The organism is Novosphingobium sp. BAM6 (genome assembly GCF_057784955.1).
This window is the reverse complement of the sequence record NZ_JBYNTR010000001.1, coordinates 1,267,700-1,292,865: the sequence shown is the minus strand read 5'-3', so window position 1 is coordinate 1,292,865 and position 25,166 is coordinate 1,267,700. Positions and strand designations below refer to the sequence as shown.

28 protein-coding genes and 1 other RNA gene are annotated in these 25,166 nt (G+C 64.4%); 15 read left to right on the top strand and 14 right to left on the bottom strand.

Annotation, left to right across the window (positions count from 1 at the left end):
- The 4 genes from AC3EC3_RS05935 to AC3EC3_RS05920 all read left to right on the top strand — a co-directional run bounded on the left by AC3EC3_RS05935 (position 1) and on the right by AC3EC3_RS05920 (position 4,009).
- Complete coding sequence (locus AC3EC3_RS05935; RefSeq protein ID WP_260921956.1) at positions 1-1,206, top strand: trans-sulfuration enzyme family protein; 1,206 nt, start codon at positions 1-3, stop codon at positions 1,204-1,206.
- The gene (locus AC3EC3_RS05930; protein WP_488489216.1) at positions 1,203-2,579 is read left to right on the top strand and encodes a PAS domain S-box protein; all 1,377 of its coding nucleotides are present in this window, start codon (positions 1,203-1,205) and stop codon (positions 2,577-2,579) included. Before AC3EC3_RS05935 ends, AC3EC3_RS05930 begins: the two co-directional genes overlap by 4 nt.
- A 201-nt stretch (positions 2,580-2,780) precedes the next feature.
- Positions 2,781-3,179: a Co2+/Mg2+ efflux protein ApaG gene (apaG, locus tag AC3EC3_RS05925; protein ID WP_488488691.1), complete on the top strand. Its 399-nt coding sequence runs from the start codon at positions 2,781-2,783 to the stop codon at positions 3,177-3,179.
- A 56-nt stretch (positions 3,180-3,235) separates the two neighbouring features.
- Positions 3,236-4,009, top strand: a complete 774-nt coding sequence (locus AC3EC3_RS05920) for a LysR family transcriptional regulator (RefSeq protein ID WP_488488690.1) — start codon at positions 3,236-3,238, stop codon at positions 4,007-4,009.
- 121 nt (positions 4,010-4,130) lie between these two features.
- Here the strand turns inward: AC3EC3_RS05920 and AC3EC3_RS05915 are convergent, their stop codons facing one another.
- Positions 4,131-5,231, bottom strand: coding sequence for a hypothetical protein (locus AC3EC3_RS05915; RefSeq protein ID WP_488488689.1), 1,101 nt, complete (start codon positions 5,229-5,231; stop codon positions 4,131-4,133).
- Positions 5,232-5,404: 173 nt separating this feature from the next.
- Entirely contained in the window at positions 5,405-6,346 is a 942-nt protein-coding gene (locus AC3EC3_RS05910) for a substrate-binding domain-containing protein (protein ID WP_488488688.1), read from the bottom strand.
- 208 nt (positions 6,347-6,554) lie between these two features.
- Between AC3EC3_RS05910 and AC3EC3_RS05905 the strand changes: the two genes are divergently transcribed.
- A complete protein-coding gene (locus AC3EC3_RS05905; RefSeq protein ID WP_488488687.1) occupies positions 6,555-7,736 on the top strand; it encodes an acyltransferase family protein in 1,182 nt (393 codons plus the stop codon).
- A gap of 15 nt (positions 7,737-7,751) precedes the next feature.
- On the opposite strand, the gene AC3EC3_RS05900 is transcribed toward AC3EC3_RS05905, so the two are convergent.
- The 3 genes from AC3EC3_RS05900 to AC3EC3_RS05890 all read right to left on the bottom strand — a co-directional run bounded on the left by AC3EC3_RS05900 (position 7,752) and on the right by AC3EC3_RS05890 (position 9,551).
- Positions 7,752-8,243, bottom strand: a complete 492-nt coding sequence (locus tag AC3EC3_RS05900) for a flavin reductase family protein (RefSeq protein WP_488488686.1) — start codon at positions 8,241-8,243, stop codon at positions 7,752-7,754.
- Positions 8,244-8,285: 42 nt separating this feature from the next.
- Positions 8,286-9,185 (bottom strand): LysR family transcriptional regulator, encoded by a 900-nt coding sequence (locus AC3EC3_RS05895; protein WP_488488685.1) that lies wholly within the window; start codon positions 9,183-9,185, stop codon positions 8,286-8,288.
- A gap of 75 nt (positions 9,186-9,260) precedes the next feature.
- Positions 9,261-9,551 (bottom strand): hypothetical protein, encoded by a 291-nt coding sequence (locus AC3EC3_RS05890; protein ID WP_488489238.1) that lies wholly within the window; start codon positions 9,549-9,551, stop codon positions 9,261-9,263.
- Here AC3EC3_RS05890 and AC3EC3_RS05885 point away from each other — a divergent pair.
- From AC3EC3_RS05885 to AC3EC3_RS05850, 8 genes are all read left to right on the top strand, one after another.
- On the top strand, positions 9,462-10,910 hold the full coding sequence (locus AC3EC3_RS05885; protein ID WP_488489215.1) for a CoA-acylating methylmalonate-semialdehyde dehydrogenase: 1,449 nt from the start codon (positions 9,462-9,464) through the stop codon (positions 10,908-10,910). The two genes, AC3EC3_RS05890 and AC3EC3_RS05885, sit on opposite strands and share 90 nt — an antisense overlap.
- Before the next feature lie 122 nt (positions 10,911-11,032).
- Positions 11,033-11,530 (top strand): hypothetical protein, encoded by a 498-nt coding sequence (locus tag AC3EC3_RS05880; protein ID WP_488488684.1) that lies wholly within the window; start codon positions 11,033-11,035, stop codon positions 11,528-11,530.
- A gap of 51 nt (positions 11,531-11,581) precedes the next feature.
- A complete protein-coding gene (locus tag AC3EC3_RS05875) occupies positions 11,582-12,730 on the top strand; it encodes an acyl-CoA dehydrogenase family protein (protein ID WP_488488683.1) in 1,149 nt (382 codons plus the stop codon).
- Between the two features lie 9 nt (positions 12,731-12,739).
- Positions 12,740-13,798: an enoyl-CoA hydratase/isomerase family protein gene (locus AC3EC3_RS05870; RefSeq protein ID WP_488488682.1), complete on the top strand. Its 1,059-nt coding sequence runs from the start codon at positions 12,740-12,742 to the stop codon at positions 13,796-13,798.
- Positions 13,795-14,589, top strand: coding sequence for an enoyl-CoA hydratase-related protein (locus AC3EC3_RS05865; RefSeq protein WP_488488681.1), 795 nt, complete (start codon positions 13,795-13,797; stop codon positions 14,587-14,589). The genes AC3EC3_RS05870 and AC3EC3_RS05865 overlap by 4 nt, the downstream gene beginning before the upstream one ends.
- Positions 14,590-14,618: 29 nt before the next feature.
- The gene (gene mmsB / locus AC3EC3_RS05860) at positions 14,619-15,566 is read left to right on the top strand and encodes a 3-hydroxyisobutyrate dehydrogenase (protein ID WP_488489214.1); all 948 of its coding nucleotides are present in this window, start codon (positions 14,619-14,621) and stop codon (positions 15,564-15,566) included.
- A 94-nt stretch (positions 15,567-15,660) separates the two neighbouring features.
- On the top strand, positions 15,661-16,233 hold the full coding sequence (locus AC3EC3_RS05855) for a hypothetical protein (protein ID WP_488488680.1): 573 nt from the start codon (positions 15,661-15,663) through the stop codon (positions 16,231-16,233).
- 73 nt (positions 16,234-16,306) lie between these two features.
- Positions 16,307-16,879, top strand: a complete 573-nt coding sequence (locus AC3EC3_RS05850) for a hypothetical protein (protein ID WP_488488679.1) — start codon at positions 16,307-16,309, stop codon at positions 16,877-16,879.
- A 106-nt stretch (positions 16,880-16,985) separates the two neighbouring features.
- On the opposite strand, the gene AC3EC3_RS05845 is transcribed toward AC3EC3_RS05850, so the two are convergent.
- Genes AC3EC3_RS05845 through AC3EC3_RS05825 form a run of 5 tightly spaced genes read right to left on the bottom strand, consistent with a single transcriptional unit; the run spans position 16,986 to position 19,921 of the window.
- The gene (locus tag AC3EC3_RS05845; RefSeq protein ID WP_488488678.1) at positions 16,986-17,195 is read right to left on the bottom strand and encodes a hypothetical protein; all 210 of its coding nucleotides are present in this window, start codon (positions 17,193-17,195) and stop codon (positions 16,986-16,988) included.
- 5 nt (positions 17,196-17,200) lie between these two features.
- A complete protein-coding gene (locus AC3EC3_RS05840) occupies positions 17,201-17,752 on the bottom strand; it encodes an NUDIX hydrolase (RefSeq protein ID WP_488488677.1) in 552 nt (183 codons plus the stop codon).
- The gene (locus AC3EC3_RS05835; RefSeq protein WP_488488676.1) at positions 17,749-18,444 is read right to left on the bottom strand and encodes a TPM domain-containing protein; all 696 of its coding nucleotides are present in this window, start codon (positions 18,442-18,444) and stop codon (positions 17,749-17,751) included. Before AC3EC3_RS05835 ends, AC3EC3_RS05840 begins: the two co-directional genes overlap by 4 nt.
- A gap of 15 nt (positions 18,445-18,459) precedes the next feature.
- The gene (locus AC3EC3_RS05830; RefSeq protein ID WP_488488675.1) at positions 18,460-19,311 is read right to left on the bottom strand and encodes a TPM domain-containing protein; all 852 of its coding nucleotides are present in this window, start codon (positions 19,309-19,311) and stop codon (positions 18,460-18,462) included.
- A gap of 4 nt (positions 19,312-19,315) precedes the next feature.
- Positions 19,316-19,921 (bottom strand): LemA family protein, encoded by a 606-nt coding sequence (locus AC3EC3_RS05825; RefSeq protein ID WP_260923344.1) that lies wholly within the window; start codon positions 19,919-19,921, stop codon positions 19,316-19,318.
- Positions 19,922-20,181: 260 nt separating this feature from the next.
- Between AC3EC3_RS05825 and mscL the strand changes: the two genes are divergently transcribed.
- Entirely contained in the window at positions 20,182-20,655 is a 474-nt protein-coding gene (gene mscL, locus AC3EC3_RS05820) for a large conductance mechanosensitive channel protein MscL (protein WP_488488674.1), read from the top strand.
- A 56-nt stretch (positions 20,656-20,711) separates the two neighbouring features.
- Positions 20,712-21,076: a transfer-messenger RNA gene (ssrA, locus tag AC3EC3_RS05815) on the top strand.
- Positions 21,077-21,155: 79 nt separating this feature from the next.
- On the opposite strand, the gene AC3EC3_RS05810 is transcribed toward ssrA, so the two are convergent.
- From AC3EC3_RS05810 to AC3EC3_RS05795, 4 genes are all read right to left on the bottom strand, one after another.
- Positions 21,156-21,455, bottom strand: coding sequence for a hypothetical protein (locus AC3EC3_RS05810; protein ID WP_488488673.1), 300 nt, complete (start codon positions 21,453-21,455; stop codon positions 21,156-21,158).
- Between the two features lie 460 nt (positions 21,456-21,915).
- Positions 21,916-22,776 carry a 16S rRNA (adenine(1518)-N(6)/adenine(1519)-N(6))-dimethyltransferase RsmA gene (gene rsmA / locus AC3EC3_RS05805; RefSeq protein WP_488488672.1) on the bottom strand — a complete coding sequence of 287 codons (861 nt, stop codon included), beginning with the start codon at positions 22,774-22,776 and terminating at the stop codon, positions 21,916-21,918.
- Positions 22,740-23,768, bottom strand: coding sequence for a 4-hydroxythreonine-4-phosphate dehydrogenase PdxA (pdxA, locus tag AC3EC3_RS05800; RefSeq protein WP_488488671.1), 1,029 nt, complete (start codon positions 23,766-23,768; stop codon positions 22,740-22,742). The genes rsmA and pdxA overlap by 37 nt, the downstream gene beginning before the upstream one ends.
- 22 nt (positions 23,769-23,790) lie before the next feature.
- Positions 23,791-25,062, bottom strand: coding sequence for a peptidylprolyl isomerase (locus AC3EC3_RS05795; protein ID WP_488489213.1), 1,272 nt, complete (start codon positions 25,060-25,062; stop codon positions 23,791-23,793).
- Positions 25,063-25,166 lie beyond the last annotated feature (104 nt).

Below are 25,166 nucleotides of genomic sequence, written 5' to 3'. Positions count from 1 at the left end.
ATGAAACGCACCACCGGACAGGACCGAACCAAGACCGCCAACTGGCGCCCCGCAACCCGCGCGATCCGTGGGGGTACATGGCGCAGCGAGATGGGGGAGACCAGCGAAGCGCTGTTCCTCACCTCGGGCTTCACATATGACGATGCTGCCACCGTTGCGGCGCGCTTCGCCGGTGAAGCGGACGGCATGACCTATTCGCGTCTCCAGAACCCGACCGTGCAGATGCTCGAAGAGCGCATCGCGCTGCTCGAAGGGGCAGAGGCATGCCGCACGCAGGCTTCCGGCATGGCGGCGATGACCGCTGCGCTGCTTTGCCAGCTTTCGGCAGGCGATCACATGGTCGCCGCGCGCGCCGCGTTCGGCTCGTGCCGCTGGCTGGGCGACAGCCTGCTGCCGCGCTTCGGCATCGAAGTCTCGGTTATCGACGCGACCGACACTGCCGCATGGGAAGCCGCAATCCGGCCTAACACCAAGGTTTTCTTCTTCGAGACGCCCGCCAACCCGACGATGGATATCGCCGATCTGGCCGGCATCGCCGCGATCGCCAAGGCGCACGGCATCACTACCGTGGTCGACAACGCCTTCTGCTCGCCCGCCCTCCAGCGTCCGCTCGAATTCGGGATCGATGTGGTCGCCTATTCGGCCACCAAGCTGATGGACGGGCAGGGGCGTGTGCTGGCAGGCGCCGTGTGCGGTTCGGAAGAGTTCATCAACGAGAAGCTACTGCCGTTCCAGCGCAACACCGGGCCGAACCTTTCCCCGTTCAACGCCTGGGTCGTGCTCAAGGGTCTGGAAACGCTGGACCTGCGCGCCAAGCGCCAGAGCGAGAACGCGCTCAAGCTGGGCCAGTTCGTGGCGGGCCGCGTGCCCAAGATCCTGCACCCCTGGCTCGACAGCCACCCCTCGCAGGCCCTCGCCATGAAGCAGATGGACGCCTGTGGCCCGATCTTCTCGTTCGAGGTCAACGGTCGCGAGCAGGCACATGCGCTGCTCGATGCTCTCGAACTGATCGACATCTCGAACAACATCGGCGATTCGCGCTCGCTGATGTGCCACCCGGCTTCGTCTACCCATGCCAACATGGGTGAGGATGCGCGGGTGGAGATGGGCATCAATCAGGGCATGCTGCGCATCAACGTGGGCCTTGAAGACGTGGACGACCTGATCGCCGACATGGATCAGGCGCTGACCCGCGCAGGGCTCTGACAGGGAGCGCGGCGCTGACAGAGGCGGACACCTCCGGCCCCGGCGCCGCTGCGTTTCTTGCGGCGATCGTGCAGTCGAGCGACAATGCCATCGTCGGCAAGTCGCTCGACGGGACGATCCTCTCGTGGAACGATTCGGCCACGCGCATCTTCGGCTGGAGTGCCGCCGAGATCATCGGACGTAATATCCGCACCCTGATCCCGCTCGACCGGCAGGTCGAAGAAGACGCGATCATTGCCAGCATCTCGAGCGGAAGCCGCGTGCCGCCGTTCGAGACGATACGCCTGCGCAAGGATGGCAGTGAGGTGCTGGTGGACGTCACCGTCTCGCCGGTGCTCGATGCCGAGGGCAGGGTGGTTGCCGCCAGCAAGATCGCGCGCGACATCACCGCGCAGAAACAGATGATCACGCAGCTTGCCGAAAGCGAGGCGCGGTTGCGGCTGCTGGCGGACAATATGTCGCAACTGGCGTGGATCGCCGAGCCGCGGGGGGCGATCATCTGGTTCAACCGGCGCTGGTTCGACTACACGGGCGCTGCGCTGGAAGACATGCGCAACTGGCAGTGGCGCTCGTACCACCACCCGGATCACCTGCACCGGGTCGTGCGCCATTTCAGCCACTGCATCGATACCGGGCAGGACTGGGAGGACACCTTCCCCCTGCGCGCGGCGGACGGTTCCTACCGCTGGTTCCTCTCGCGCGCGAAGGCGATCCGCGATTCGGGCGGGCGGATCGTGCGCTGGTTCGGCACCAACACCGACGTCACCGAAATGCGCGACGCCGAACAGCGCATCGCCCTGTTGCTCGATGAGGTGAACCACCGCTCGAAAAACATGCTGGCGGTTATTCTTTCCATCGCACGGCGTACGGATTCGGGGAATCCCGATTTCGTGAAACGGCTGGAGCAACGCATACGGGGGCTTGCGGCGAATCAGGACCTTCTAGTCAGCCGGTCATGGTCCAATGTGCCGCTGATCGACATGATCGAGGCGCAACTGGGCAATATCGGTGAGGTCAGCCAGCAAGTGCGCATGGCTGGCCCGCCGGTCTCGCTTGCGCCCGCCGCCGCCGAATCGCTGGCGATGGCAATGCACGAGATGGCGACCAATTCTCTCAAATACGGCGCGCTCTCGGTAGCGACGGGCCGGATCGATATCGTCTGGTCGCTGTCGGACGAGCAGGAAGCACCGCGTTTCGAGCTGTCGTGGCGCGAGAGCGATGGGCCACCGGTGACGCCGCCGGTGCGCACCGGTTTCGGCACGCGCATCACGATCGACGTGCCGCGCTCGCGCCTGAACGCGGTGGTCGAGACGCGCTATCCGCCCGAGGGATTCGTCTGGACGCTGGCCTGCGATCCCGCCGATCTGGGGTAAGGTGCCAGCGCCCGTTTGAGAAATCGCGAAAGAGCGATTTCAGAAGCGGCACCGGCCCACGCCCCCACTCTGCCACCCGCAAGGTACTATCGTTGGGTGGCAGAGTGGGGGCGTGGGCCGGTGCCGGATGCGCCGCCAGGCGCCAAGCGATGCAGCGCCCGGTTGTCGCCCGACAAATCAGTCGCTAGTCTCGATCGGACCATGAAGGAGCTGTTCCAGCATTCCGCCATCACCCATGGCGTGACCGTTCGCGTGGCCGTGAACTTCCTGCCCGAGCAATCTCGGATCGAGGCGGGCAAGTGGTTCTGGGTCTATCACATTCGCATCGAGAACGATTCGGACGAGGTGCTCCAGCTGACCACCCGGCATTGGCGCATCACCGACGGCACCGGCGAGGTCAGCCTTGTCGATGGCGAGGGCGTGGTGGGCGAGCAGCCGGTGCTCGCGCCCGGCGCCAGCCACGATTACGTCTCGGGCTGTCCGCTGCCCACGCCGCAGGGCTCGATGGAAGGGCACTACATGCTGCGCCGTGCGGACGGCAGCGAGATCGCCATCGCCATCCCGTACTTTCCGCTCGCCGCGCCTGCGACAGCGGGCTGATTTCGCCGGGCACGTCAGCCATTGCCGACAGGCGCGCCAGGCCATAGGGATGCGGCATGAAGCGCACGCACCTGCCTCTCAACGCCCTGCGCGTTTTCGACGCCGCCGCCCGGCACCTCTCGTTCACCCGCGCGGCGGACGAACTGGCGGTGACGCCTGCTGCCGTCGGCCAGCAGATTCGCGCGCTGGAAGATCTGCTCGGCGTCGTGCTGTTTCGCCGCACCAGCAAAGGGCTGGAACTGACCGACGAGGCCTCCAGCGGCCTTGCCCCGCTGCGCAGCGGCTTCCTCCAGTTCGAGGAAGCGGTGCAGGCGATGCAGGCGGGCCAGTCCAGCCACGTTCTGACGATCGCCGTCCCGCGTGAGTTCCTCGGCGCCTGGCTTGCGCCGCGACTGGCCGCGTTCCGTGCAGAGAACCCGCAGGTCCGCTTCGTGATCGTCGACGGCGCGGCGAATGATTTCACCGAGGCGAACCTCGACCTTGCCGTGCGCTGGACCGAAGGGCCGGGCGATCTCGAAGGTGTGGCGCTGGGCGCGCCCGAATGGACCGAGCTGGGCGAGGGCGAACGGATCGTCTGGCCCGGCGATCCTGACGAGGCGGGCGAAGGCATGGGAGACGGCGCCGCTGCCATCGCGGTCGGCGATGCCGGACAGGCGCTGGCGATGGCCCGCGCCGGGCTCGGCAAGGCCCGCGTTCCCTCACTGCTCCTGCCCGATGGCGAAGGCGGCACACCCGAAGCCTGCCGCCGCGGCTACTGGCTGGTCGCCCCCGTACCGCAATGGCGCCAGAAGAAAGTCCGCGCGCTGGTGGCTGCCCTTACCGAGGGGTGAGTGGCTGGCAGAAAGGCGCCCGTTTATGACCCTCGACGGTCGCTTCGGCCATCTTAGAAGTCGCTCTTCCGCTTTTGTGATACTGACCGGGTCCGGCAATGACTGGGAACTGCCCCGCTAGCTATGATGACCGAGAAAGGCGGGATAGCGGAAGATAGCCGCCACCAGCGCCTTTCTGAAAACCATTAATGGAAGCCTCCTCTTGCTCAATTCGGCTCACAAGGAACGCGGCAAGCTCCCGTACGGCCGCAGATTTATCCCCGAGCATTTGATCGGCGAGGGGACGTATATCGCTGAAGATCGAGCGATTTTCGATCAAACCGTTCATCGCCATCTTGCGTACGGCGACAGCCCGATCATCTAATCCCTGTCGTACCCAGTGAACAATATTGGGCGCTTCGGCGAGCGTTCGTCTAGAAAGCACGATTTCCCGACGACGAAGCCCCATTGATTTGTCAATCCATCGCCACTCTCGACCACTTGGCCATTTTGCATGGCCCGCGATAAGCGTTTGGAATGCTACGGCCCGGGTTGACGGCTGTGCTGCCTCAGCCGCAATTTCCGCTAAATGCTTGTCCATGCTTTCAAAACGTAAGGCGCTGCGTAATAGCGATGCCATGGGGCCGGTACTTCCAGTGGAAATGAGATTAGCCAGCGCTGCTTGGACATCCTCACGTATGAGCGCTTCATCAAGTGCGCTTTTTTCAGTTCTCCATCGCCCCCAAGTTGCCTCTCGCGCAAGTAAAGTGATGGCAGCCTTCGCAACAACTTCGGGCGGTGTTATCGGAAACGTTCGTGCTGCACAGGCAAAAGCAGCCTTCCTCACGGGGGCGGCCCAATCATTCAGCCTCCAAGCGATGGAAGCAAACAAAAATGCGCTAGAGAGAGGACCAGAAATCTTATCTAAAGCAGCCTCTCGAATTTTTCCGTCTTTATGGAAGATGAATACGACCTCAAGCCCATTTACCGTAGACAGTTGGTCAATGTCCGCGATTACGGAACCGAATATCTTCTCTAAGATCGTCGGCTGACGCCTCCAGTGGTAGAGCGCCGCCGCTTCTACAATCTCTGCTTCAGCTTGCGCGAGATGGAGGGGGTCTAGTTCGTCTAGCAATGTCGCTAGTTGTTCAGCATCTTGAATTTTTTCACGGGCCTGAAGCTTTGAACCAATCGCTTGTAATGTTGCGATTGTCGAAGGAGGCAAGATCGGCTGTTTACGCATCCCTGTAGGCTCAACGGTGTTTGATGGAAGGTCAATAGTTACGCCAGTTCGTTACTGTGATCGGCAATTTTGGAGCCTACGGTCATTCGCCCGAGCGTCAGCAAATTGCAGCTTGTCGCTGCGAACGCGACATTCGCCTACCGGCCATCCCTTACGTCAGGCCATCTCGTCCCTCACACCCGTCCCGGATCGAGAGCCGACCGGGACAGGTCGGCGGTGGGCATTGCGGTGCTGGGGCGTTCGAGGATCGGGGCGGGGTAGATTACGGGCTCGGGCGTGAGGTGCGAGGCGAACAGGCGGCGCACGGCGTCGTGGGCCATTGTGCGCCATGGGATATGGACCGAGGTGAGGGCAGGCGAAAGGCGTGCGGCGATCGGCATGTCGTCGAACCCGGCGATGGCGAGCGTGGCGGGCACGGCGATGCGCGCCTCCGTGGCTGCGGCGAGGATACCCGCAGCCATCATGTCCGACGTGCTCAGGATCGCGCTGGGCAGGGGGCTGACCTGAAACAGCAGGCGCGCGGCCTCCTGCCCGGATGCAAAGCTGTCGTCCCCCGGCACGATCAACGAGGGGCCGCGATCGAGGCCGTGCTCGGCCAGCATGTCGAGATAGCCCATTTCGCGCAGGCGTGCAGAGGGCGAGAGATCGGCGCCGCTCACCAGCGCGATGCGGGTATGTCCCCGCGCGATCAGCGCCGACACCAGCGCGGCCATCGCCGCCCGCTCGTCGCAGCCCATGGCATGGCCTCCTTCGATCGGGCCGAGCCGCAGCGCCGTTACCCCTGCCTCGGCGCAGAGATCGGCCAGCGCATCGTCGTAAGAGAGCGGCGGGGCGATTACCACGGCGGCAGGGCGATGGTCGGTGAGAAAGCGCGGCACGGCGCCGTGCCCCAGGCCCGCCAGCACGGGTTGCACCAGCAGCGCGACGCCGCTTCCCGCCATGGCTTCGAGCAGTCCGGCCTCGATCAACCCGGCCACCGGCATGTTGGTCCCGTCGTGAAGCAGGGCGATCTGCACGCCTGTCCGTTCGCTGGCCGGTTCACCCGACCGTTCACTGGCGCGCCCGCCGTCGGGAGCCTCTGTGCCTGAGCCTTCAAGGAAACGCGCGAACTTCATTGGGCTTGGGGATGGTCCTTCCGGTGGACGTGGCCAAGCCGAGATAGGGCCGTTTCGGAGAGATACCCGGCGGTCTTGCGGAGCAATCGCGCGATTGCGTGCGCGGGGCATCGGGACTAAGGCTCGCGGTTCTTCGGTCGGCTCTGTCGGCTATGCGGCAGTGACACGGACCTTGATGCAACATGCCCCCTCGCGACGCCACTATGGCATGGACTGGCTGCGGGTCGGTGCGTTCGCGCTGCTGATCTTCTACCATGTCGGCTTCGGTTTCACGCCCTGGGGATACCAGACGGCGGGGCGCGGCGTGATCTGGTGGGCGGAAATCCCGCTGCTGGCGCTCAGTCCCTGGCGGCTGTCGCTGCTGTTCGCAATCTCGGGCTATGCCAGCGCCGCGCTGTTCGTGAAGCAGGGGACGCTTGCGCCCAAAGGAGGCAGGAGCGATGTTACCGGCGGGTTTCTGAAAAGCCGCCTCAAGCGTCTGGGTATTCCGCTGCTGTTCGGCCTGATCGTGGTGGTGCCGCCGCAGCCGTTCCTGGGGCTGGTGCATAGCGGCTACACGCATGGTTATGGCTACTTCATGCTCCACGACGCCTTCAGCTTCCGGCGCGTGGGGGGCGAGAACCTGCCTGCCGACATGCACCTGTGGTTCGTGATCTACCTGCTGGCCTATACGCTGGCGCTCTGCGCGCTGTCGCTGCTGCCCACGCGCTGGCTGGCGGCCATGCTGCGCGGCACCGAGGCGCTGCTGGCCGGGCCGGGCCTGTTGCCGCTGGGCACTTTGATCGTCTTTGCGATCCGCATGCTGCCGGGCGACTGGACCGATACACACCATTTCCTGAACGACCCCAACGCGCATCTGCACTATGGGCTGATGTTCCTGTTCGGCATTGCGCTGCGTCGCTCCGAACTGCTGCGGCTGGCGATCGCGAAGCAGTGGCCTGCCGCTCTGGTGGCGGGGCTGGTCGGCTATGCCGCCGTGGCGCTGGATGCGTGCTTCTATCCCGGCAACGTGCCGACGCCGCCGTTCTGGCAGGTGCCGGTGATCTTCGCCAAGGCGGTGCAGAGCTGGGGCATCATGATCGCGCTGTTCGGGGTCGCCGACCGCTTCTGGAACGTGGACGGCAGCTGGCGCGCGACGCTGGCCGAGGCGGTGTTCCCGTTCTACATCATCCACCAGACGGTGCAGGTGGCGGTGGAATACTGGCTGATGAAGCAGAGCTTCTCGGCCCTGACCGAGTTCCTGATCCTGATCGCGGCGACGGTGGTGGGATGCTGGAGCTTCTACCTGATCGGCCGCGAAGTCGGCCCCTTGCGCCCGCTGATCGGGCTCAACCGCCACCGTCGGGCAAAACCGGCGATGGTAGAAGTGGCGGCGCCCGTTTTACACTGAGGCGCCGCGCCTGTTTCAGATCCGCTCGGCGAAACCGCCGAAACGGCCGCGATGGAACAGCATCGGGTCTTCATCGCGCACGATCTCCATGCGCAGCACTTCGCCCAGCACGAACAGGTGATCGCCTGCATCCGTCACCGAATAGAGGCGGCATTCGATACAGGCGATGGAATCGGCGATGATCGGCAGGTTATGCTCGGACATCGTGAAGTTCACGCCGAGGAACTTCTCCTCGCCCTTGGCGCTGGCGGCGCGGCAGACGTCCTGCTGGTCGGCGGCGAGGATGTTCACCGCGAAGTGCCCGGCCCGCTCGATCAGCGGCCAGGATGAGGACGATCGCGCAGGCAGGAAGCCGACCAGCGGCGGATCGAGCGAAACCGAGGTGAAGGTGCCCACCACCATGCCTGCGGGCTTGTCGCCATCGAGCGCGGTGATCAGGCTGACGCCGGTGGGATAGCTGCCGAGCACCTTGCGAAAGACGGCCGGGTCGATGGTCGTGGTAGTCACACTGTCTCCGCTGAACTGAACATGGCAAGGTTTGGCCCGAAGTCACTTCGGGCGCAAGGAAACCTCCATGATGTCCACGATTTCATCAAGCCATTCGCGCAGCAACCTCACCCTGCGGAAACTTCGGGTGTCCTGATGGGTGACGAACCACAGGCTGCGGCTGATAGAGACGTCGGGCATAACCCGTTCGAGGCGGGTGTCGCGATCCGCCATGAAGCAGGGGAGCACGGCGATGCCTGCCCCTGCAGCCAGTAGGTTCTGCTGCGCGGCGATACTGGTGGAGCGGATCGTGGGCTTGAGGTTGGGATGGATCTCCTCAAGGTATCGCAGTTCCGGGGCGTAGATCAGGTCGGGGATGTAGCCGACAAGCTGGTGCTGTTCGAGGTCGGCAGGGACTTTCGGCAGGTCGCGCGTCACCAGATAGTCGATGCTGGCGTAAAGGCGCAGCGTGTAGTCGGTCAGCTTGTGGGCGACGAGCGGCCCCGCGCGCGGGCGCGAGAGCATGATCGCGACATCGGCCTCGCGTCGTGACGGGCTGAGAAAGCCGCTGCTGGCCACAAGGTCGATGGCGAGGCGCGGGTGGGCTTCACGGAATCGAGGCAGCATGCTGGCGAGGAACCATGAGCCGAAACCCTCGGTCACGCTCATGCGCAGGGTGCCGCCAAGGCCTTCCTCGTCCTCGGCGCGTTCGGAAATCTCGTGCGCGGCCAGCGCCATCGCCTCGACCGACGTGAGCATGGCCTCGCCTGCCTCGGTCAGTTCCTGCCCGGTGCGACTCTGCTCGAACAGGGTCTGGCCGACCGCGGCCTCCAGCCGACGCAGGCGGCGACTGACCGTCGTGGGGTCTACACCAAGCCTGCGGCCCGCCGCAGCGAGTTGTCCGGAGCGTGCAACCGCCAGAAAAGCCTGGCAATCGCTCCAGTCCAGATCGGGCATGCTCATGATTTTACGTCCTTATTCATCGGCCAGAAAGGTTCCCGACGTGTACCTGCATTTATGCAGGCCAGAAAAGCAAAATCACTGCTTCCCTGCAAGAAGGGTCGGTCCTAAACGGCCTTCAGAACAAAAATACAGAACAAAAACATGGGAGAGGATGCCGTTATGCGCCTCATCGACCATCTCGTCGGAGGCGCCGACGAACATCCCCTGAATAACGATAACCCGGTCACGCGAATTCCCGCAGATGCATCGCTTCGGGGCGATACATCTGATTGCCGACTGGGCGATGTCTTCGACCCCAACAGGGGCGAAGTGCAGGCGCGCGTCGTGCTCGGAGACAAATCCGTGCTCGACCGCGCCGTCGCGCATGCCCGTGCCGCGCAACCGGCATGGGCGGCGCTCAATCCGCAGCGACGCGCCCGCGTGTTGTTCCGCTTCAAGGAACTGGTCGAGGCGCAGATGGACGAACTTGCCCATCTGCTGTCGAGCGAGCACGGCAAGGTCATTGCCGATGCGCGCGGCGATATCCAGCGCGGGCTGGAAGTCGTCGAATTCGCCTGTGGCATCCCGCACGCGTTGAAGGGCGAATATACGCAAGGCGCAGGGCCGGGGATCGACGTGTTCTCGCTGCGCCAGCCGATCGGCATCGGCGCCGGTATCACCCCGTTCAACTTCCCCGCAATGATCCCGATGTGGATGTTAGCAGTGGCGACGGCGGTGGGCAACGCCTTCATTCTCAAGCCTTCCGAACGCGATCCTTCAGTGCCGGTGCGGCTTGCCGAACTGTTCCTGGAAGCCGGTGCGCCCGAAGGTGTGTTGCAGGTCGTCCACGGCGATCGCGAGATGGTCGAGGCGATTCTCGATCACCCCGATATTGCGGCTGTCAGCTTCGTCGGCTCCTCCGACATCGCGCACGAGGTCTATCGGCGCGGCGCGGCGGCAGGCAAGCGGGTGCAGGCGATGGGCGGGGCGAAGAACCACGGTATCGTGATGCCCGATGCCGATCTCGATCAGGTGGTGAACGACCTTGCGGGTGCCGCTTTTGGTTCGGCGGGGGAGCGCTGCATGGCCCTGCCGGTCGTGGTCCCGGTAGGCGAGGAGACCGCCGAGCGGCTACGGGCGAAGCTGATCCCGGCCATCGAGGCCTTACGCGTCGGCGTATCGACCGATGCGAACGCACATTATGGTCCAGTCGTCTCGGCGCAGCACAAGGCGCGGGTCGAGGGCTGGATTGCGAAGTCGGCCGAGGAAGGCGCAGAGATCGTCGTCGACGGGCGCGGACTGGTTCTGCAGGGGCACGAAGGGGGCTGGTTCGTCGGCCCGACGCTGATCGATCGCGTGACGCCCGAGATGCAGAGCTATCACGAGGAAATCTTCGGCCCGGTCCTGCAGATCGTGCGGGCGCAGTCGTTCGAGGAGGCGGTCGCGCTGCCTTCGCGTCATCAGTACGGCAACGGCGTCGCAATCTTCACGCGCAATGGCCATGCCGCGCGCGAATTCGCCTCGCGCGTGGATGTCGGCATGGTGGGCATCAACGTGCCGATCCCGGTGCCGGTCGCCTATCACAGCTTCGGCGGTTGGAAGCGCTCGGCTTTTGGCGATGCCAACCAGCACGGCATGGAAGGCGTGCGTTTCTGGACGCGGGTGAAGACCGTCACGCAGCGCTGGCCGGATGGTAGCGGCGGAGCATCCGGGCACGATGCCTTCGTGATCCCGACGATGGGGTAAAATGGGGGATAGGGCTGGGGACTGAAACGGGGTGGTGAAAACGGGGGCAACTCGCGGAACAGCCTTGGCAGCAAGCGTGTTTCGTCCGATGAAAAGGCCTCTTCCAGCAAAGGGATACCGCCATGCGCCGTTCCACTTTCGCCGCGTTCCTTGTTACCGGAGCCGCCATGCTCGCGCTGGCCGGCTGTTCCAAATCGAGCAAGGATCAACCCGATCCCAGCCCGACCGCGAATGCGCCGGTGGAGGACATCGCCTCCCATACGCCGTCGCCGGAGCCTTCATCAACGCAGGCCGCCGTGGCGCAGGATGCGATCCCGCCCGCGTTGTTGGGCCGCTGGGGACTGGTAAGAGCGGATTGCACCTCGCAGGCGGGCGATGCCAAGGGTCTGCTGACGGTCAGCCCCACGCGCCTCCAGTTCTACGAATCGGTGGCTGACCTCACCCATGTGACGAAAGCCAGCGCCGATGCCTTCATCGGCGATTTCAGTTTCAGCGGGGAAGGGCAGAGCTGGAAGCTCCAGGTTGCCCTTCATACGCCCGATGGCGGCCTGACGATGATCCGCAAGGATACCGGCCCTGATGCGATGCCGCAGGCACTGACGTATTCCAAGTGCTCGTAACATAAAGACGTACCGTACCGAAAAAGGCGGGGCCAACCCGCAGGAGAGGACATGACCGAGAGCCAGTTCGGGCTGACCGAAGACCAGATCGCCATACAGGAGACGGCACGCCGCTTCACCGCCGAGCGGATCACCCCTTATGCCGCAGAATGGGACGAGACCTGCCACTATCCGTGCGACGTCTGGAAGGCGGCGGGCGATCTCGGCTTTGGCGGGATCTATGTTTCGGAAGAGGGCGGCGGCATCGGCCTTGGCCGGATCGAGGCGGCGCTGGTGATGGAGGCGATGGCCTATGGGTGCCCAGCGACCTCGGCCTATATCTCGATCCACAACATGGCGGCGTGGATGCTCGACAGGTTCGGCAGCGACGATCTGAAGGCGCATTATCTCGCCGATCTGGTGGCAATGGACAAGATTGCCTCGTACTGCCTCACCGAACCCGGTTCCGGCTCGGATGCGGCGGCGCTGCGCACCTCGGCCCGGCGGGAGGGCGATCACTATGTCCTCAACGGCACCAAGCAGTTCATTTCCGGGGCGGGCGTCAACGATCTCTACTTCGTGATGGCGCGCACCGGCGAGCACAAGTCGCGCGGCATTTCCTGCTTTGTAGTCGAGAAGGATACGCCGGGCGTGAGCTTCGGCGCGCCGGAGAGGAAGCTGGGCTGGAATGCCTCGCCGACGGCACAGGTCATCTTCGAAAATGCCCGAATTTCATCCGCTAACCTTTTGGGAAACGAGGGGGAAGGTTTTCGTTTCGCGATGGCGGGGCTTGATGGCGGGCGGCTCAATATCGGCGCCTGCTCGCTCGGCGGGGCACAGCGTTGCCTTGACGAGGCGGTGGGCTATGTACGCGATCGGCGCCAGTTCGATCGGCCCCTGGCCGAGTTCCAGAACACCCAGTTCAAGCTTGCCGACATGGCCGCCGAACTCGAGGCCGCGCGTGCCTTGCTCTATCTGGCGGCGGACAAGGTGACGCATGGCGCCCCTGATCGCACGCGGTTTGCGGCGATGGCCAAGCTGATCGCCACCGATACCGGCTCGGCTGTCGTCGACCGGGCCTTGCAGCTTTTCGGTGGCTACGGCTATTTGCGCGATTATCCGATCGAACGGTTCTGGCGGGACCTGCGCGTGCATCGCATCTTGGAAGGTACCAACGAAGTGATGCGCCTCATCATCGGGCGCGACCTGCTTAGTGAATGAAAGGTTTTCATGCCTTCCCAGATACTTGAAGAGGCCGTTCAGGCCCGTGCCGATGGCATCGCCGGGCACATCTCGCTCGACCGCCCCAAGGCGATCCATGCGCTGACGCTGGGCATGTGCCGGGCGATGCACCGCGCGCTCGACGAATGGGAGAGCGATCCGCACATTGCACTGGTGATGATCGATCATGCCGGCAGCCGCGGCTTTTGCGCGGGCGGTGATGTTGCCAAAGTGCGGCGCTCGGCGCTCGACGATGGCGGCATGAGCGGTCGCGCGTTCTTCCACGCCGAGTACCGCCTGAACCATCGGCTGTTCACCTACCCGAAGCCCGTTGTCGCGTTCATGGACGGCATCACCATGGGTGGGGGCGTTGGTCTGTCGCAGCCCGCACGGTTTCGGGTTGCGACCGAGAACACCCGCTTCGCCATGCCCGAGACCGCGATCGGCCTGTTTCCCGATGTCGGCGGGGGCTGGTATCTCTCTCGCCTGCAAGGACGTCTGGGGCAGTTCCTGGCGCTGACCGGCGCACGGCTGGATGGCGCCGAGTGCCTGTGGGCCGGATTGGCGACGCATTATCTGCCGTCGGAGCGGCTGGAGGATGCGAAGCAGCGATTGGCGGCGGGGCATGAGATCAGTAGTGTTCTCAATGACCTGTCAGTGAAACCTCCGGAACCTCGAATTGCGGTGCAGGCCGCGAACATTGCCCGGCACTTCGCCTCGGATTCGCTGGAGGACATTCTACACTCGCTGGCGGACGATCCGTCCGACTGGGCGCTGGACCAGCTTGCGCTGTTGCAGACCCGTAGCCCGACCTCATGCAAGGTCGCCTTGCGGCAACTCGCCATCGGGGCGAGTCTGGAAACCTTTGCAGACGAGATGGTTATGGAATACCGCCTGGCAGCGCGCACGATCCTGCAACCGGATTTCGCCGAAGGCGTACGCGCGGTGCTGGTCGACAAGGACAATGCCCCGCATTGGCATCCGGCCGCGCCGCAGGACGTGACCGAGGCTATGCTGGACGCTATCTTTGCCGCCCTGCCGGCCGAAGAGGAGTGGACCCCGCAATGAGCACTGCAACCCCGTTCGAGACCCTGCTTGTCGAGCAGCGAGGCGCCGTGACGATCCTCACGTTAAATCGACCTAAATCTCTCAATGCATTGAATTTGCAGGTTCTATCGGAATTGAGTCAGGCCCTGGCAGCCTTTCAGGCCGACCCGTCACAACTCTGTGCCGTCGTCACCGGGAGTGGCGAGAAAGCCTTTGCCGCAGGGGCCGACATCAAGGAAATGGCGGACAAGGGCGCGGCGGCGATGTATGCCGAGGACCTGTTTGCGGGGTGGCAGAGCGATGTGGTCGGGCGCACCCGCAAGCCGTGGATCGCGGCGGTCAACGGCTTTGCGCTGGGCGGCGGGTGCGAACTGGCGATGATGGCGGACTTCATCATCGCCGCAGATACCGCGAAGTTCGGCCAGCCGGAGATCAAGCTCGGCGAAGGCCCCGGCATGGGCGGATCGCAGCGTCTGACCCGCGCCATCGGCAAGGCCAAGGCCATGGAAATGTGCCTGACCGGGCGGATGATGGATGCCGCCGAAGCCGAGCGTTCCGGGCTCGTCGCGCGGGTCGTGCCGTTGGCGGACCTGCTCGACGAGGCTCTGAAGACCGCCGACGTGATCGCTTCGATGCCGCCGCTGGCTGCGATGATGGTAAAGGAAATGGTTGATACCGCTTATGAAACCACGCTGACGCAAGGGCTTGTCGCCGAGCGCCGGATGTTCCAGGTGCTCGCCGCGAGCGAGGACAAGGCCGAGGGCATGGCGGCGTTCATCGAGAAGCGGGCAGGGGTCTGGAAGGGCTGTTAAGCGGTTCGTGATACGTTTAGAGAACCTGGCTGAGACGGACAGAGAAGGGGTGGAGACGCACCGAGGAGCAACTTCGGGCGTCAGAACGAGGAGAGGATGCCATGGAGATTGCCTTCGTCGGACTTGGCAACATGGGTAGCGGCATGGCGGCCAATCTTGCCGCCGCCGGACACCGTGTGCGCGCCTTCGACCTTTCTGAACCGGCGCTGGAGCAGGCCCGGCAGAATGGTTGCACAATCATGCGTTCGGTGGCCGAGGCGGTGGTCGGCGCCGAAGCGGTCGTCTCGATGTTGCCGAACGGCGAGATCGTGCGCGCGGTCTATGAGGCTGAGGTGTTCCCCCATGCTCGCCCCGGTACGCTGTTCGTCGAATGCTCGACCATCGATCTGGCGACTGCGCGGGCGTTGACGGCCGATGCCGAGGCACGGGGCTTCGCGATGGTTGATGCGCCGGCCTCGGGTGGGATCGCCGGGGCGAAGGCGGGTGCTCTCACCTTCATGGTCGGCGGCTGCGAAGAGAGCTTTGTCCGCGCAGAGGCGGTGCTGGCCCCCATGGCCAAGGCCGTGATCCATGCCGGTGCCTCGGGTTGCGGGCAGATCGCCAAGATGGCGAACAACATGCTGCTGGCGATCCACATGATCGGCACATGCGAGGCGCTGGCGCTGGCGAGCAAGGCGGGTCTCGATCCGCAAGTGTTCCAGTCGATCGCCTCGAAGGCGACCGGGGCCTGCTGGTCGCTCAACGACTATACCCCGATGCCCGGAGTCGGCGCGCCGAGCCCCGCGGACAACCATTACACAGGCGGTTTTGCGTCCGCGCTGATGCTGAAGGATCTGCGTCTGGCGATGGCGGGAGCCGAGGGGGCAGGCGCGCGAGTGCCGATGGGCGAACACGCGATGCGCATCTACGAAGCCTTCGTCGCTACGGGCAAGGGGGCGCTGGACTTCGGCGCGATCTACACGACGCTGGAGGATTGAAGGGCTTTGCCGGGTCGGTCAATGCAGCTAGGCTTGGCATATGAAGATCTTGCTTGGCACTCTTGCCCTACTTTCGAGTGTTCCTGCTGCTGCTATGGCTGTGCCGTCCGCAGATGATCCGGTCGCGGATGCTGCCGCGCGCGTTCTGCCCGGTTATGACATTCTCGTGAGTAAGGAGATGGCGCCGAAAGGCGCTCCGCGGTTCCGTCTGGTCGCCATGGGACGCAAGGGCGAGGACAGCTATCGCACCCGCGATGAAGCGGCGCCAGCGCGTCCCTTGCTGATCTTCGAGGAGCGCGGCAGACATGGGGCAGGGGCGTTCGTGCTGGTCGGGCGCAACGACGATGTTGTCATGAGGGCGGATGAAGGCGGCCAGTGCGACCCCTTCCTCGACAGCGATGCGACGATCTCCGTCGCGGGGCGCTATTTCACGGTCGAGAACGGTGTCGCGTGCGGCCAGCACTGGACCGACTTCATCACCTTCCGCCTCGATGTCGGGGCCGAGGGTGGGGCCGGTTTCGTGTTCGATAACGAGCGGATCGAATCCTGGTCGATGAACCCCAGTCAGGCACCCGATGCAGAGGCGCTGGTCCGCGACGGCCCACAACGCGTCCTGCGCGACAAGCCGGGACACGCCCGCAGCTTCGCCGCATGGCGTCGGCGTTGATGGGGAGGTGATGGCACCGAAAAGGTGCAGGTTGCTCTGCCAGATATGATGTGAAATTCTGTCGCGGATGACCATGCTACTTGCCTTCCTGGCACACGCGGCTGTTGCCGGCTCCGGATGCCAATATGACCGCCCGGGGCTGCTGTCCCTCGACCAAGCTGCCTTCGATCAGGACATGACAGGCGGATGGCGCAAGCTGGAACTGGATGGCTGTGAGCGCGAAGCCGCAGACCTGATCCGCGACTGGCGCATCAAGCATCAGGCAAAAGATCCCGCGCTGGTATGGCACGAAGGACAGGTACGCGCCGATATCGGGCAGACTGCAGCTGCTATCGCGCTGTTTCGACAATCTTACAAAACAGCGAAGCAAGACAACGGCACGGGATGGAACCTGTATGTGGATGGCACGATCGCCTTCCTGAAGCACGATCGTAATGCTTTCGAGATGGCAAAGGCCAAGCTAGCGGACCTCCCGCGCCCGGCAAACTTTACTATGGAAGGTCCGGACGGGAAGCCAATGCCGATGCGATGGCCGCTCAACATGAACATCTTCGAGGGACTCGAACGTTGCTGGGGGCAGTCTTACAAGGCCGCTTACGCCTGCTCACCCCCGCTATTTCGCATGACGATACCGGATCGGAAATAGCGAGTCCTGAAGCTCTGACCTTGTGGGGAAAGTCGCATTCAAAGACGAAAACGGGGGTTTGTCGGTACGGCGGATTTGTCGCCAAGGGGGCAATCGGTTTGAGCGCCTAGCTCCCGGAGCCTCGCTTGCGTCGCGCCGCCTCGAAGGTGGGGAGCTTCATGCCCTTGGTGCGGCTGGTGAGGTGGTATTGGCGACACAGCGCGCAGCGATAGGGGCGCAAGGGGAAGGGCGCGCGCTCGGCCACGGCGAGGGCGTCAGCCTCGCTCGCATAGCGGGTCTTGCGCTGGCAGACGCTCCAACTGGTCTTCGCGCCCAAGCGCGTCAGCCGAGCAAGGCGGCGCCCAGCGCCATCAGCAGTTTCACGTCCATCGCGTAGCCTGCCTCGCGAAAGTCGGCGATGGTCTGGCTGATGCTGGCGAGAGGGACGCGGTGGACGCGGATGTCCTCGTCCTCGACACCGCCGCCCGCGCCGACCTTTTCGAGGCCGTGGGCGCGGAACAGGGTGAAGCTTTCGCTGACCATGCCGGGCGAGGAGTAGAACTCGCCGAGGTTCTCCATGTGCGCGGCGCGGTAGCCGGTTTCTTCCTCCAGTTCTCGCGCGGCGGCGTTGGCGGCGTCCTCACCCTCGCTGCCTGCGGTGTCGCCGACGAGCCCGGCAGGGAGTTCCAGGCAACGTCGGCCCAGCGGCACACGGTACTGATCGACGAGAATGATGTGATCGTCTTCATCGACCGCAAGGATCACGGCAGCGCGGATGCCGCGCGCGCGACCGACATATTCCCAGCGTCCCTGCGTGTAGGCGGTGATGAACTTGCCCTGCCACATCGTCTCGCGCGGGAGCTCGGCATCGAGGGGGAGCCTGGTTTCGGTCATACTTCGATCAGCCTGTCGGGAAGTTCGTTGATATCGTCATCGGCGCGCGGGAAATGCGGGGCGAGGATATCGCCCACCTGCTCGACCGCGACCGCCATGCCTTCGGCCACGCGACCTTCGCGCACATGCGAAAGCATTGCGGCCATCGCACTGCCCCAGACTTCGGGGGCAACTTTGGCGGCGATCGCGCGGTCAGCGACGATCTCGGCCCGGTGCTCGCGCATGGAGAGGTAGATCAGCACGCCGGTCTTTCCTGCGGTGCGCTGGTCGGCGGCGATGCGGAAGGCGCGCAAGGCACGGTCGCGCACGCGGGCGCTCTTTACCGCGCCCGGAATTAGCCAGTAGCGCAAGGGTGCCCACATCTGGAGCACCATCATGCCGGCGAACTTGAAGCCGCAGACGAACAGAGCGACCATCAATACCGAGTGCGGGGTCCATTCATGGCCCCAGTCGGCGAACAGCCGATCATAGAGATGCAGGTAGAAGTCCGGCGCCAGCGCCAGTCCCCACAGCGCGAGGAAGGCAACGCCCGCCGCCCAACTGAGCGCGACATCGGTATAGCCGTCCGAACGGTCGGCCAGGATCGTGACGATCTCGCCCGAGCTTTTCAGCTCCGCCGCCGCGACCGCTTCGGCCACGCGCTGGCGGTCGGCATCGGTCAGGCGCGATGGCGCGGATGTGGTCTTGGTCATAGCCCCCGTTTCCCCTTACCAGCTGCCGCTCGAACCGCCGCCGCCGGAACTTCCGCCGCCGCCGGAGAAGCCTCCGCCGCCGCCGCCGAATCCGCCGCCGCCGAAGCCACCGAAACCACCACCACCGCCGCCCCAGCGATCATCATCGTCATCGTCCCATCCACCGAGTGGCGGCATCCAGATGATCGGGCCGCCGCCCATGCGGCTGCGACGGCCACGACCGCGCAACTCGTTGAGGATTGGTAGGGCGACGAAGAACAGGATGAACAGGATGAAGATCACGGTGCCCAGCGACACGCCGTCGCCTGCGCTCTGCTGATGCGATTTCTGCGCTTGTGCGGCGATCTTCTGCGCTTCTTCGGGCGGCAGCGTCATCTGCTTGATGAGCGCGTCCGTTCCGGCCTCGATCCCGCCCGGCATATCGCCTGCCTTGAAGCGCGGCAGGATCTGCTGACTGTTGATGAGGAACGTCAGGCCATCGGTGATAATCGGCTCCATGCCATAGCCGACCTCGATCCGCACCTTGCGTTCGTTGGGCGCGACTACCAGCAGTACGCCATCGTTGCGCTCTTTGTCGCCGAGCTTCCAGTTACGGAACAACTGGTTGGAATAGTCCGAAATCTCGTAGCCCTGCAGGCTGGAGACGGTCGCCACCACCAGTTGGCGGTTCGACTGTTGTTCGAGGGCGGCGAGCTTCTGGTCCAGCCGCGCAACTTCGTCGGCAGGCAGGATATGGGCATCGTCGACGACGCGCCCGGTCAGCTTGGGGAATTGCGGACCGCTTGCGGCATCTGCCCACGCCGATGGCGCGGACAGACCCGCAAGCAGCAGCAGGAAAAGCGCGGCAAGCGCGCGCAGGTGCTTCACCGGATCAGATCTTGCCTTCGAGGCTCGGCGCGACGTCGGCACCCGGCGTCACCGCCTTGTAGGGCACCATCGTCGAGGCACCGCGCAGGCGCGCGCCGATCATTGTCGGGAAGGTGCGCACGGTGGTGTTGTAGTCCTGAACCGAGGCGTTGTAGTCGCGGATGGCGATGCGGATGCGGTTCTCCTGCCCCTCAAGCTGGCTCTGGAGCATCTGGTAATTGGTGTTCGACTTGATGTCGGGATAGGCCTCGACGCTGGCGAGCAGGCGGGAAATGCCCTGGCCCAGGTTCGCCTGCGCCTGCTGGAAGGCCTGCATCTTGGCCGGATCGTTCAGATCGTCGGCAGTGAGGTTGATCGAGGTGGCCTTGGCGCGCGCCTCGGTCACGCCGACGAGGATCGACTTCTCCTGTTCGGCTGCGCCCTTGGCGACGGCGGCGAGGTTGGGGACGAGGTTGGCGCGTTCCTGGAATGCGGCCTCGACATCGGCCCACTTGGCCTTGGCGGCTTCCTGCTTGGTCGGCACCGAGTTGAAGCCGCAGGCGGCGAGTGCGAACAGCGCCAGCGAAACGACGACGACGCGGCCCCGGCGGGCGGCAGCGGACAGGCTCATGAACAGGAATCCTTTTGTTCGAACGGGGAACAACCCCATCCCTGCTGCGATAGATAGCAAGCGGCGGGGCGCGTTCAAGCGGGATCGCTGTCGGATTGCCCGCGGGCAATGCTTCGTAACTATCGCGGCACGATGTAGCGGGTCTGTCCGCAGGCCTGCGGCCAATGCGCGATAGTGAACAAAGAATTGAGGCGGTCCTGCGGCTGTGGCAGGGTCGTTTCCGTATCAGCCTATATATTACATGCCAGGGGAGAAACGGCGTGGCTCTTTTCGACGAATTCAAGAAGTTCATTGCGCGCGGCAATGTGCTCGATCTGGCGGTCGGTGTGATGCTGGGCGCGGCCTTCGGCAAGATCGTGACCTCGCTGACCGAAAACGTGATCATGCCGGTGATCGGTGCGATCTTCGGCACCATCGACTTTTCGCGCTTCTATATCCTGCTCGGATCGATCCCACCTGCGCTGCAGTCCAAGGCGACCGACTACGACGCACTCAAGACCGCAGGCGTGCCGATGATCGGCTACGGCATGTTCATCACGCAGGTGATCAACTTCCTGATCATCGGCTTCGTGTTGTTCCTGCTGGTCCGCTCGGTCAACAAGCTGGTCGAATCGGCCAAGAAGCAGGAGGCGGAAGAGGCCGCAGCGGCACCGGCGGCAGCGACCGTCGATCCGCAGCTCGAAGCGCTCAAGGAAATCCTTGAGGAACTGCGCAAGGGACGCGGGGAAGTCTGATCGCTTCACGACCCTTCGGGCATCATCAACAGGCAAGGGCGGGGCCATGCGGTCTCGCCCTTTTCTTTTGGCGCGAGTTCCCTATATGGACCCTTGCCGGTTTCGACCGGCTATGACGATAAATTGTGCCGAGTAATAGATGCAGCGGACCCGGGGGCGGTACCCGGCGGCTCCACCATCACCCGTCTTCGTTCACGGAGACTCCCTGTTGTCGCAGGGGTGATGACGGGGCCGAACTAGGATCGACGTGTGTTCAAAAGCGGTGTTTTCGTCCGGGCTGAGTAACCCGTTAAAGGCTCAAAACTCATAAGTGCCAACGACAACGAAGCACTTGCTCTCGCTGCGTAATTCTAGGGCCTAACGGCCTGACTTTACAAAGCCAGAACACGGTTGGACCCACCGGGTAACAGAAGGGATTCCAGGGGCTGGGGGCGAGCCTTGCAACAGAATCGCCCCACCTTCCCAGATATAAGGTGGCTCAGGCCGCGAACTGTGCGGTTTCAGGCTTCGCGGGCGTCCTTGCGGCTGCGCGCATCGTTGTCGTTACCGGCAAGCGCGGCAGGAGCCGGGGCGAAACGTTCACGCTCGGCCTTTTCGTATTTCAGGCAATCGAATACCTTGGCACCCGCAAGCACCACCGAGCCCATGCAGGCGAGGAACAGCAGCTTGCCGCCGAAACCCGGAAAACGCGCAATATAGACCGTGCCCCGCTCGGTCGCGCCCAGAGCCAGGGCGTAGATGATCATACACGCTTCCCAGCGGGTCTTGATCGTGAAAAGGCGGGCAATCTTGCGGAGCATCGTCATCCTCTTGCTGCCTGGCCTGCGAAGCAAGCTCCATGCCAATTGCGCAATTTACGCAAGAAGAGATGGCGTGAAGGGAGGAGGGTGTAAACCGGGTCGACACAGGGTGTCGGATTTCGGGACAGGTTCTCGCAAGCGTTTCCGGTCATGTGGCGTTATCTCCCGGAAGGCGTCGCTTCCCGGGAGAAACAGCGTTTGAGCGGCGGCGAAGTTCCCGCGCGGCGGCCGGGCTCAGCGATCGAGGAACAACCGGGCGCTGCCGTTGTTCGGCGTCGGTTCGGCAAGATACTGGCCGGGAGCAATCATCATCACCCGGCACTGCCCCACGCGCATGTCTACTGCCTTGAGCGTCAGTGCTCCGGCTTTCGGCGTGTACGGTGCGGTATCTACCCCGAGGCGGCCATCTGCGGCAGCCGATGTGACCGGCGAAGCCAGTCTTGCGTAAAACCGTTCGGGATCAGCGCGTCAGGACGCGGGCGATGCTGACGAATTCGGCGACCGAGAGCGTCTCGGCGCGGCGCTGCGGGTCGATGCCGAGCATCTCCAGCGCCTCCAGCGCGCCGGGCACACCTTTCAGGCTTTGGCGCAGCATCTTGCGGCGCTGGCCGAAGGCGGCTTCGGTCACGCGCGCCAGCACCCGCATCGAAACGCCTTCGGGCGCGTCGCCGGGCACGACATGGACGATGGCCGACATCACCTTGGGCGGCGGCGTGAAGGCGCTGCGGTGGACCTTCATCGCCAAACGCGCATGCGATCGCCACTGCGCCAGCACGGCGAGGCGGCCATAGGCAGAGGTGTCAGGCTCGGCGACGATGCGCCGGGCGACTTCCTCCTGGAACATCAACGTCAGCGATTGCCACTGCGGGGGCCATGCCTCGCCGCCGAGCCAGCCGATGAACAGCGCGGTGCCGACGTTATAGGGCAGGTTGGCGACGACGTGCCACGGCCCCTTGAACAGCGTTTCGGGTGCGATCTTCATCGCATCGCCCTCAATCACTTTCAGTTGACCGGGGAAGGCCTCTTCCAGTTCCGCCAACGCGGGCAGGCAGCGGCGATCCATCTCGATCGCAGTGACGTTGGCGCCTGCGCGCAGCAGTGCGCGGGTCAGGCCACCGGGGCCGGGACCGACCTCAAGGACGTTCGCCCCGTTCAGGCTGCCGGGAATAGCGGCGATGCGATCAAGCAGTTGCTCGTCGAACAGGAAGTTCTGGCCGAGCGCCTTGCTGGCCGAAAGACCATGCCTGGCAATGACTTCGCGTAAGGGGGGGAGCTTCGGTGTGGTCACGAGACGAGCGCTCCGGTGCGACGGGCGGCGCATTCGCCCGCCATCCGCAGCGCCGCGATCATGGCGCCGGGGCTGGCGATGTTCTGTCCGGCAATCCCGAACGCCGTGCCGTGATCGGGCGAGGTCCGCACGATCGGCAGGCCGAGCGTGACGTTGACGCCCGCGTCGAAGTCCAGCGTCTTGATCGGGATCAGCGCCTGATCATGGTACATGCACAGCGCTACGTCGTAGCCCTCGCGCTCGTGCGCGGCGAACAGGGCGTCGGCAGGTCGCGGGCCGCTGACGTCGAGTCCCTCGGCGCGCAGGGCGGCGATGGCGGGGCTGATGACCTCGATCTCCTCGCGACCCATGCGACCGTCCTCGCCCGCGTGCGGGTTGAGGCCGGTGATGGCGATGCGCGGGCGTTCAAGGCCGAAGTCGCGGGCAAGGGCGCTGGCGACGACGCGGGTGCGGCGCACGATCAGGTCATGGGTGATGCGGGCGAAGACTTCGCTCAGCGCGCAGTGGACGGTCAGCGGCACGGTGCGCAGGTTCGGCCCGGCCAGCATCATCACCGCGTCGCTGTGCGCAACGCCGCTGGCATCGGCGACGAATTCGGTCTGGCCCGGCTGGGTGAAGCCGACTTTGGCAAGATGTGACTTGGCGATCGGACCGGTGACGATCGCGCCAGCCTCTCCGGTAACGGTCAGCCGTGCCGCTTCACTGAGCGAGGCGAGGGCGAGGCGAGCCCCGTCCTCGTCGGGCGTGCCGGGGCGATACGCCCCGTCGAGACTCCCGAACACGGGCAGCGCCGTGCCGAACACGGAGGAAGCCTGCGCCGGGCTGTCGATAATGGCGACGGGTAAATCGATCCCGCGAGAGACTGCGGCGGTGCGCAAGACTTCTGCGCCGCCCACCGTGAAGAACGGCGCAAGGCCTTGCTCTTTGCGCGCGGTCCAGGCAGCGGCGATCAGTTCCGGGCCGACGCCGGCCGGATCGCCGAGCGAGACCGCGACGGGCTGCTCGGGCGAGGGTACTCCTGCCATGGCGTCAGCGCCTTTCGTCGGCTCAGTTGTACTCGATCACCGCGTCGCGGCGGAGGTCGCGCAGGTACAGCTGCGCGCGCTTGCCGATGCGGTCGTCTTCCATCTGCGACTGCAACTGCTCGAAGTTCGGGCCTTCATCGTCTGCCTGCTGCGGATCGTCGCGACCGCAGAGCATCAGCATGCGCACGCCGTCCTGCAGCGAGCCGAACGGGGGCGAGACTTCGCCGACCTGCATCTTGAGTACGGTATCCTGCAGCGAGGCAGGCAGATCGCGTGCCTTGACCTGATCGTTGGCGACGACCGTTGCGCCGATCGAAGTGGCCACCTTGTCGACCGCGCCGCAGCCCTTGGCCGTGTGAATGGCGTCCGAGAAGGTCTTCGCCTTGTCCGAGGCCTGCTGCTCGGTCGTGCCCTTGGGGAAGGTGATCGAGATCTGCTTGAGCGCCAGCACGGCATCGCGCGGGTCGGCAGTGAGCACCTGCCGCTTGTCGATCAGATAGAGGATGTCGAAGCCGCCGGGCACTTCGACCGGGCCGACCATCTGGCCGGGCTGCATGGTCTTGGCGGTATCGGCCAGCACTTGCGGCAACTGGGCAAGGTGGATCCAGCCCAGATCGCCGCCGACTGCTGCGGTCGAGGCCTGCGAGTACTGGCGCGCATAAGCGACGAAGCTGCCGCCCTTCTTGAGCTGGTCCATGATCTGCGTGGCGTTCTGGTGGACCTGCTCGGCGTTATCCGGGTTTGCCGAAAGGTAGATTTCGCCGATGCGGTATTCGTCAGTGCCCTTCGAAGCCTTCAGGCGCGCGATAACTTCGTTCACCTCGTCTTCCGAGACGTTCACGAATGGCGCGACCTTCTGCTGGAGCAGGCGCTGCCAAGCCATTTCGCCCTCGATCTGGCGCTTGAGCGAGGAGGGAGCAGAGCCGATGCGCTTGAGGTACGCATCCATCGCATCGCTATCCTGCCCGAAGTTCTGGGTGGCGACGCGGTTGTAGGTCTGGTCGATGTCGGCCTTGTCGACGGTGACGTCGTTGGCCTTGGCTTCCTGAATCTCGAGCGTTTCGTCGATCAGGTTGCGCAGGATCTGCATGCGCAGGCGGTTCATTTCCTCGGGCTGGATCTTGCCCTGGTTGGCCGCCACGATCAGCGCGAGGCGCTGGTCCACATCGGTGCCGGTGATGACATCGCCGTTCACCACGGCAGTTGCGCGGCGCACGTTGGGGTTGTCGTTGCCGAAGATCTTCACGTCACTGGGAATGACGATCTCGCCCTGCGCGGAAGCGGCGGGCTGCATGTCCTGATCGTCGTCCTGCTGGGCCTGGGCCTGGGCGACGGCGGCGACAGGCGCCAGGAGCGGACCGGCGACCGTGCTGCCGAGAGCGGCATAGGCGAGCGCGT

Bases quoted from the DNA above. Each gene is read 5' to 3' on its own strand.
- AC3EC3_RS05935 (WP_260921956.1), top strand. From the start codon at position 1: ATGAAACGCACCACCGGACAGGACCGAACCAAGACCGCCAACTGGCGC.
- apaG (WP_488488691.1), top strand. From the start codon at position 2,781: ATGAAGGAGCTGTTCCAGCATTCCGCCATCACCCATGGCGTGACCGTT.
- AC3EC3_RS05920 (WP_488488690.1), top strand. From the start codon at position 3,236: ATGAAGCGCACGCACCTGCCTCTCAACGCCCTGCGCGTTTTCGACGCC.
- AC3EC3_RS05915 (WP_488488689.1), bottom strand. From the start codon at position 5,231: ATGCGTAAACAGCCGATCTTGCCTCCTTCGACAATCGCAACATTACAA.
- AC3EC3_RS05910 (WP_488488688.1), bottom strand. From the start codon at position 6,346: ATGAAGTTCGCGCGTTTCCTTGAAGGCTCAGGCACAGAGGCTCCCGAC.
- AC3EC3_RS05905 (WP_488488687.1), top strand. From the start codon at position 6,555: ATGGACTGGCTGCGGGTCGGTGCGTTCGCGCTGCTGATCTTCTACCAT.
- AC3EC3_RS05895 (WP_488488685.1), bottom strand. From the start codon at position 9,185: ATGAGCATGCCCGATCTGGACTGGAGCGATTGCCAGGCTTTTCTGGCG.
- AC3EC3_RS05890 (WP_488489238.1), bottom strand. From the start codon at position 9,551: ATGCGCGACGGCGCGGTCGAGCACGGATTTGTCTCCGAGCACGACGCG.
- AC3EC3_RS05880 (WP_488488684.1), top strand. From the start codon at position 11,033: ATGCGCCGTTCCACTTTCGCCGCGTTCCTTGTTACCGGAGCCGCCATG.
- AC3EC3_RS05875 (WP_488488683.1), top strand. From the start codon at position 11,582: ATGACCGAGAGCCAGTTCGGGCTGACCGAAGACCAGATCGCCATACAG.
- AC3EC3_RS05870 (WP_488488682.1), top strand. From the start codon at position 12,740: ATGCCTTCCCAGATACTTGAAGAGGCCGTTCAGGCCCGTGCCGATGGC.
- AC3EC3_RS05865 (WP_488488681.1), top strand. From the start codon at position 13,795: ATGAGCACTGCAACCCCGTTCGAGACCCTGCTTGTCGAGCAGCGAGGC.
- AC3EC3_RS05855 (WP_488488680.1), top strand. From the start codon at position 15,661: ATGGCTGTGCCGTCCGCAGATGATCCGGTCGCGGATGCTGCCGCGCGC.
- AC3EC3_RS05850 (WP_488488679.1), top strand. From the start codon at position 16,307: ATGCTACTTGCCTTCCTGGCACACGCGGCTGTTGCCGGCTCCGGATGC.
- AC3EC3_RS05840 (WP_488488677.1), bottom strand. From the start codon at position 17,752: ATGACCGAAACCAGGCTCCCCCTCGATGCCGAGCTCCCGCGCGAGACG.
- AC3EC3_RS05835 (WP_488488676.1), bottom strand. From the start codon at position 18,444: ATGACCAAGACCACATCCGCGCCATCGCGCCTGACCGATGCCGACCGC.
- AC3EC3_RS05825 (WP_260923344.1), bottom strand. From the start codon at position 19,921: ATGAGCCTGTCCGCTGCCGCCCGCCGGGGCCGCGTCGTCGTCGTTTCG.
- AC3EC3_RS05810 (WP_488488673.1), bottom strand. From the start codon at position 21,455: ATGCTCCGCAAGATTGCCCGCCTTTTCACGATCAAGACCCGCTGGGAA.
- rsmA (WP_488488672.1), bottom strand. From the start codon at position 22,776: ATGCGCCGCCCGTCGCACCGGAGCGCTCGTCTCGTGACCACACCGAAG.
- pdxA (WP_488488671.1), bottom strand. From the start codon at position 23,768: ATGGCAGGAGTACCCTCGCCCGAGCAGCCCGTCGCGGTCTCGCTCGGC.
- AC3EC3_RS05795 (WP_488489213.1), bottom strand. From the start codon at position 25,062: ATGCAGCCCGCCGCTTCCGCGCAGGGCGAGATCGTCATTCCCAGTGAC.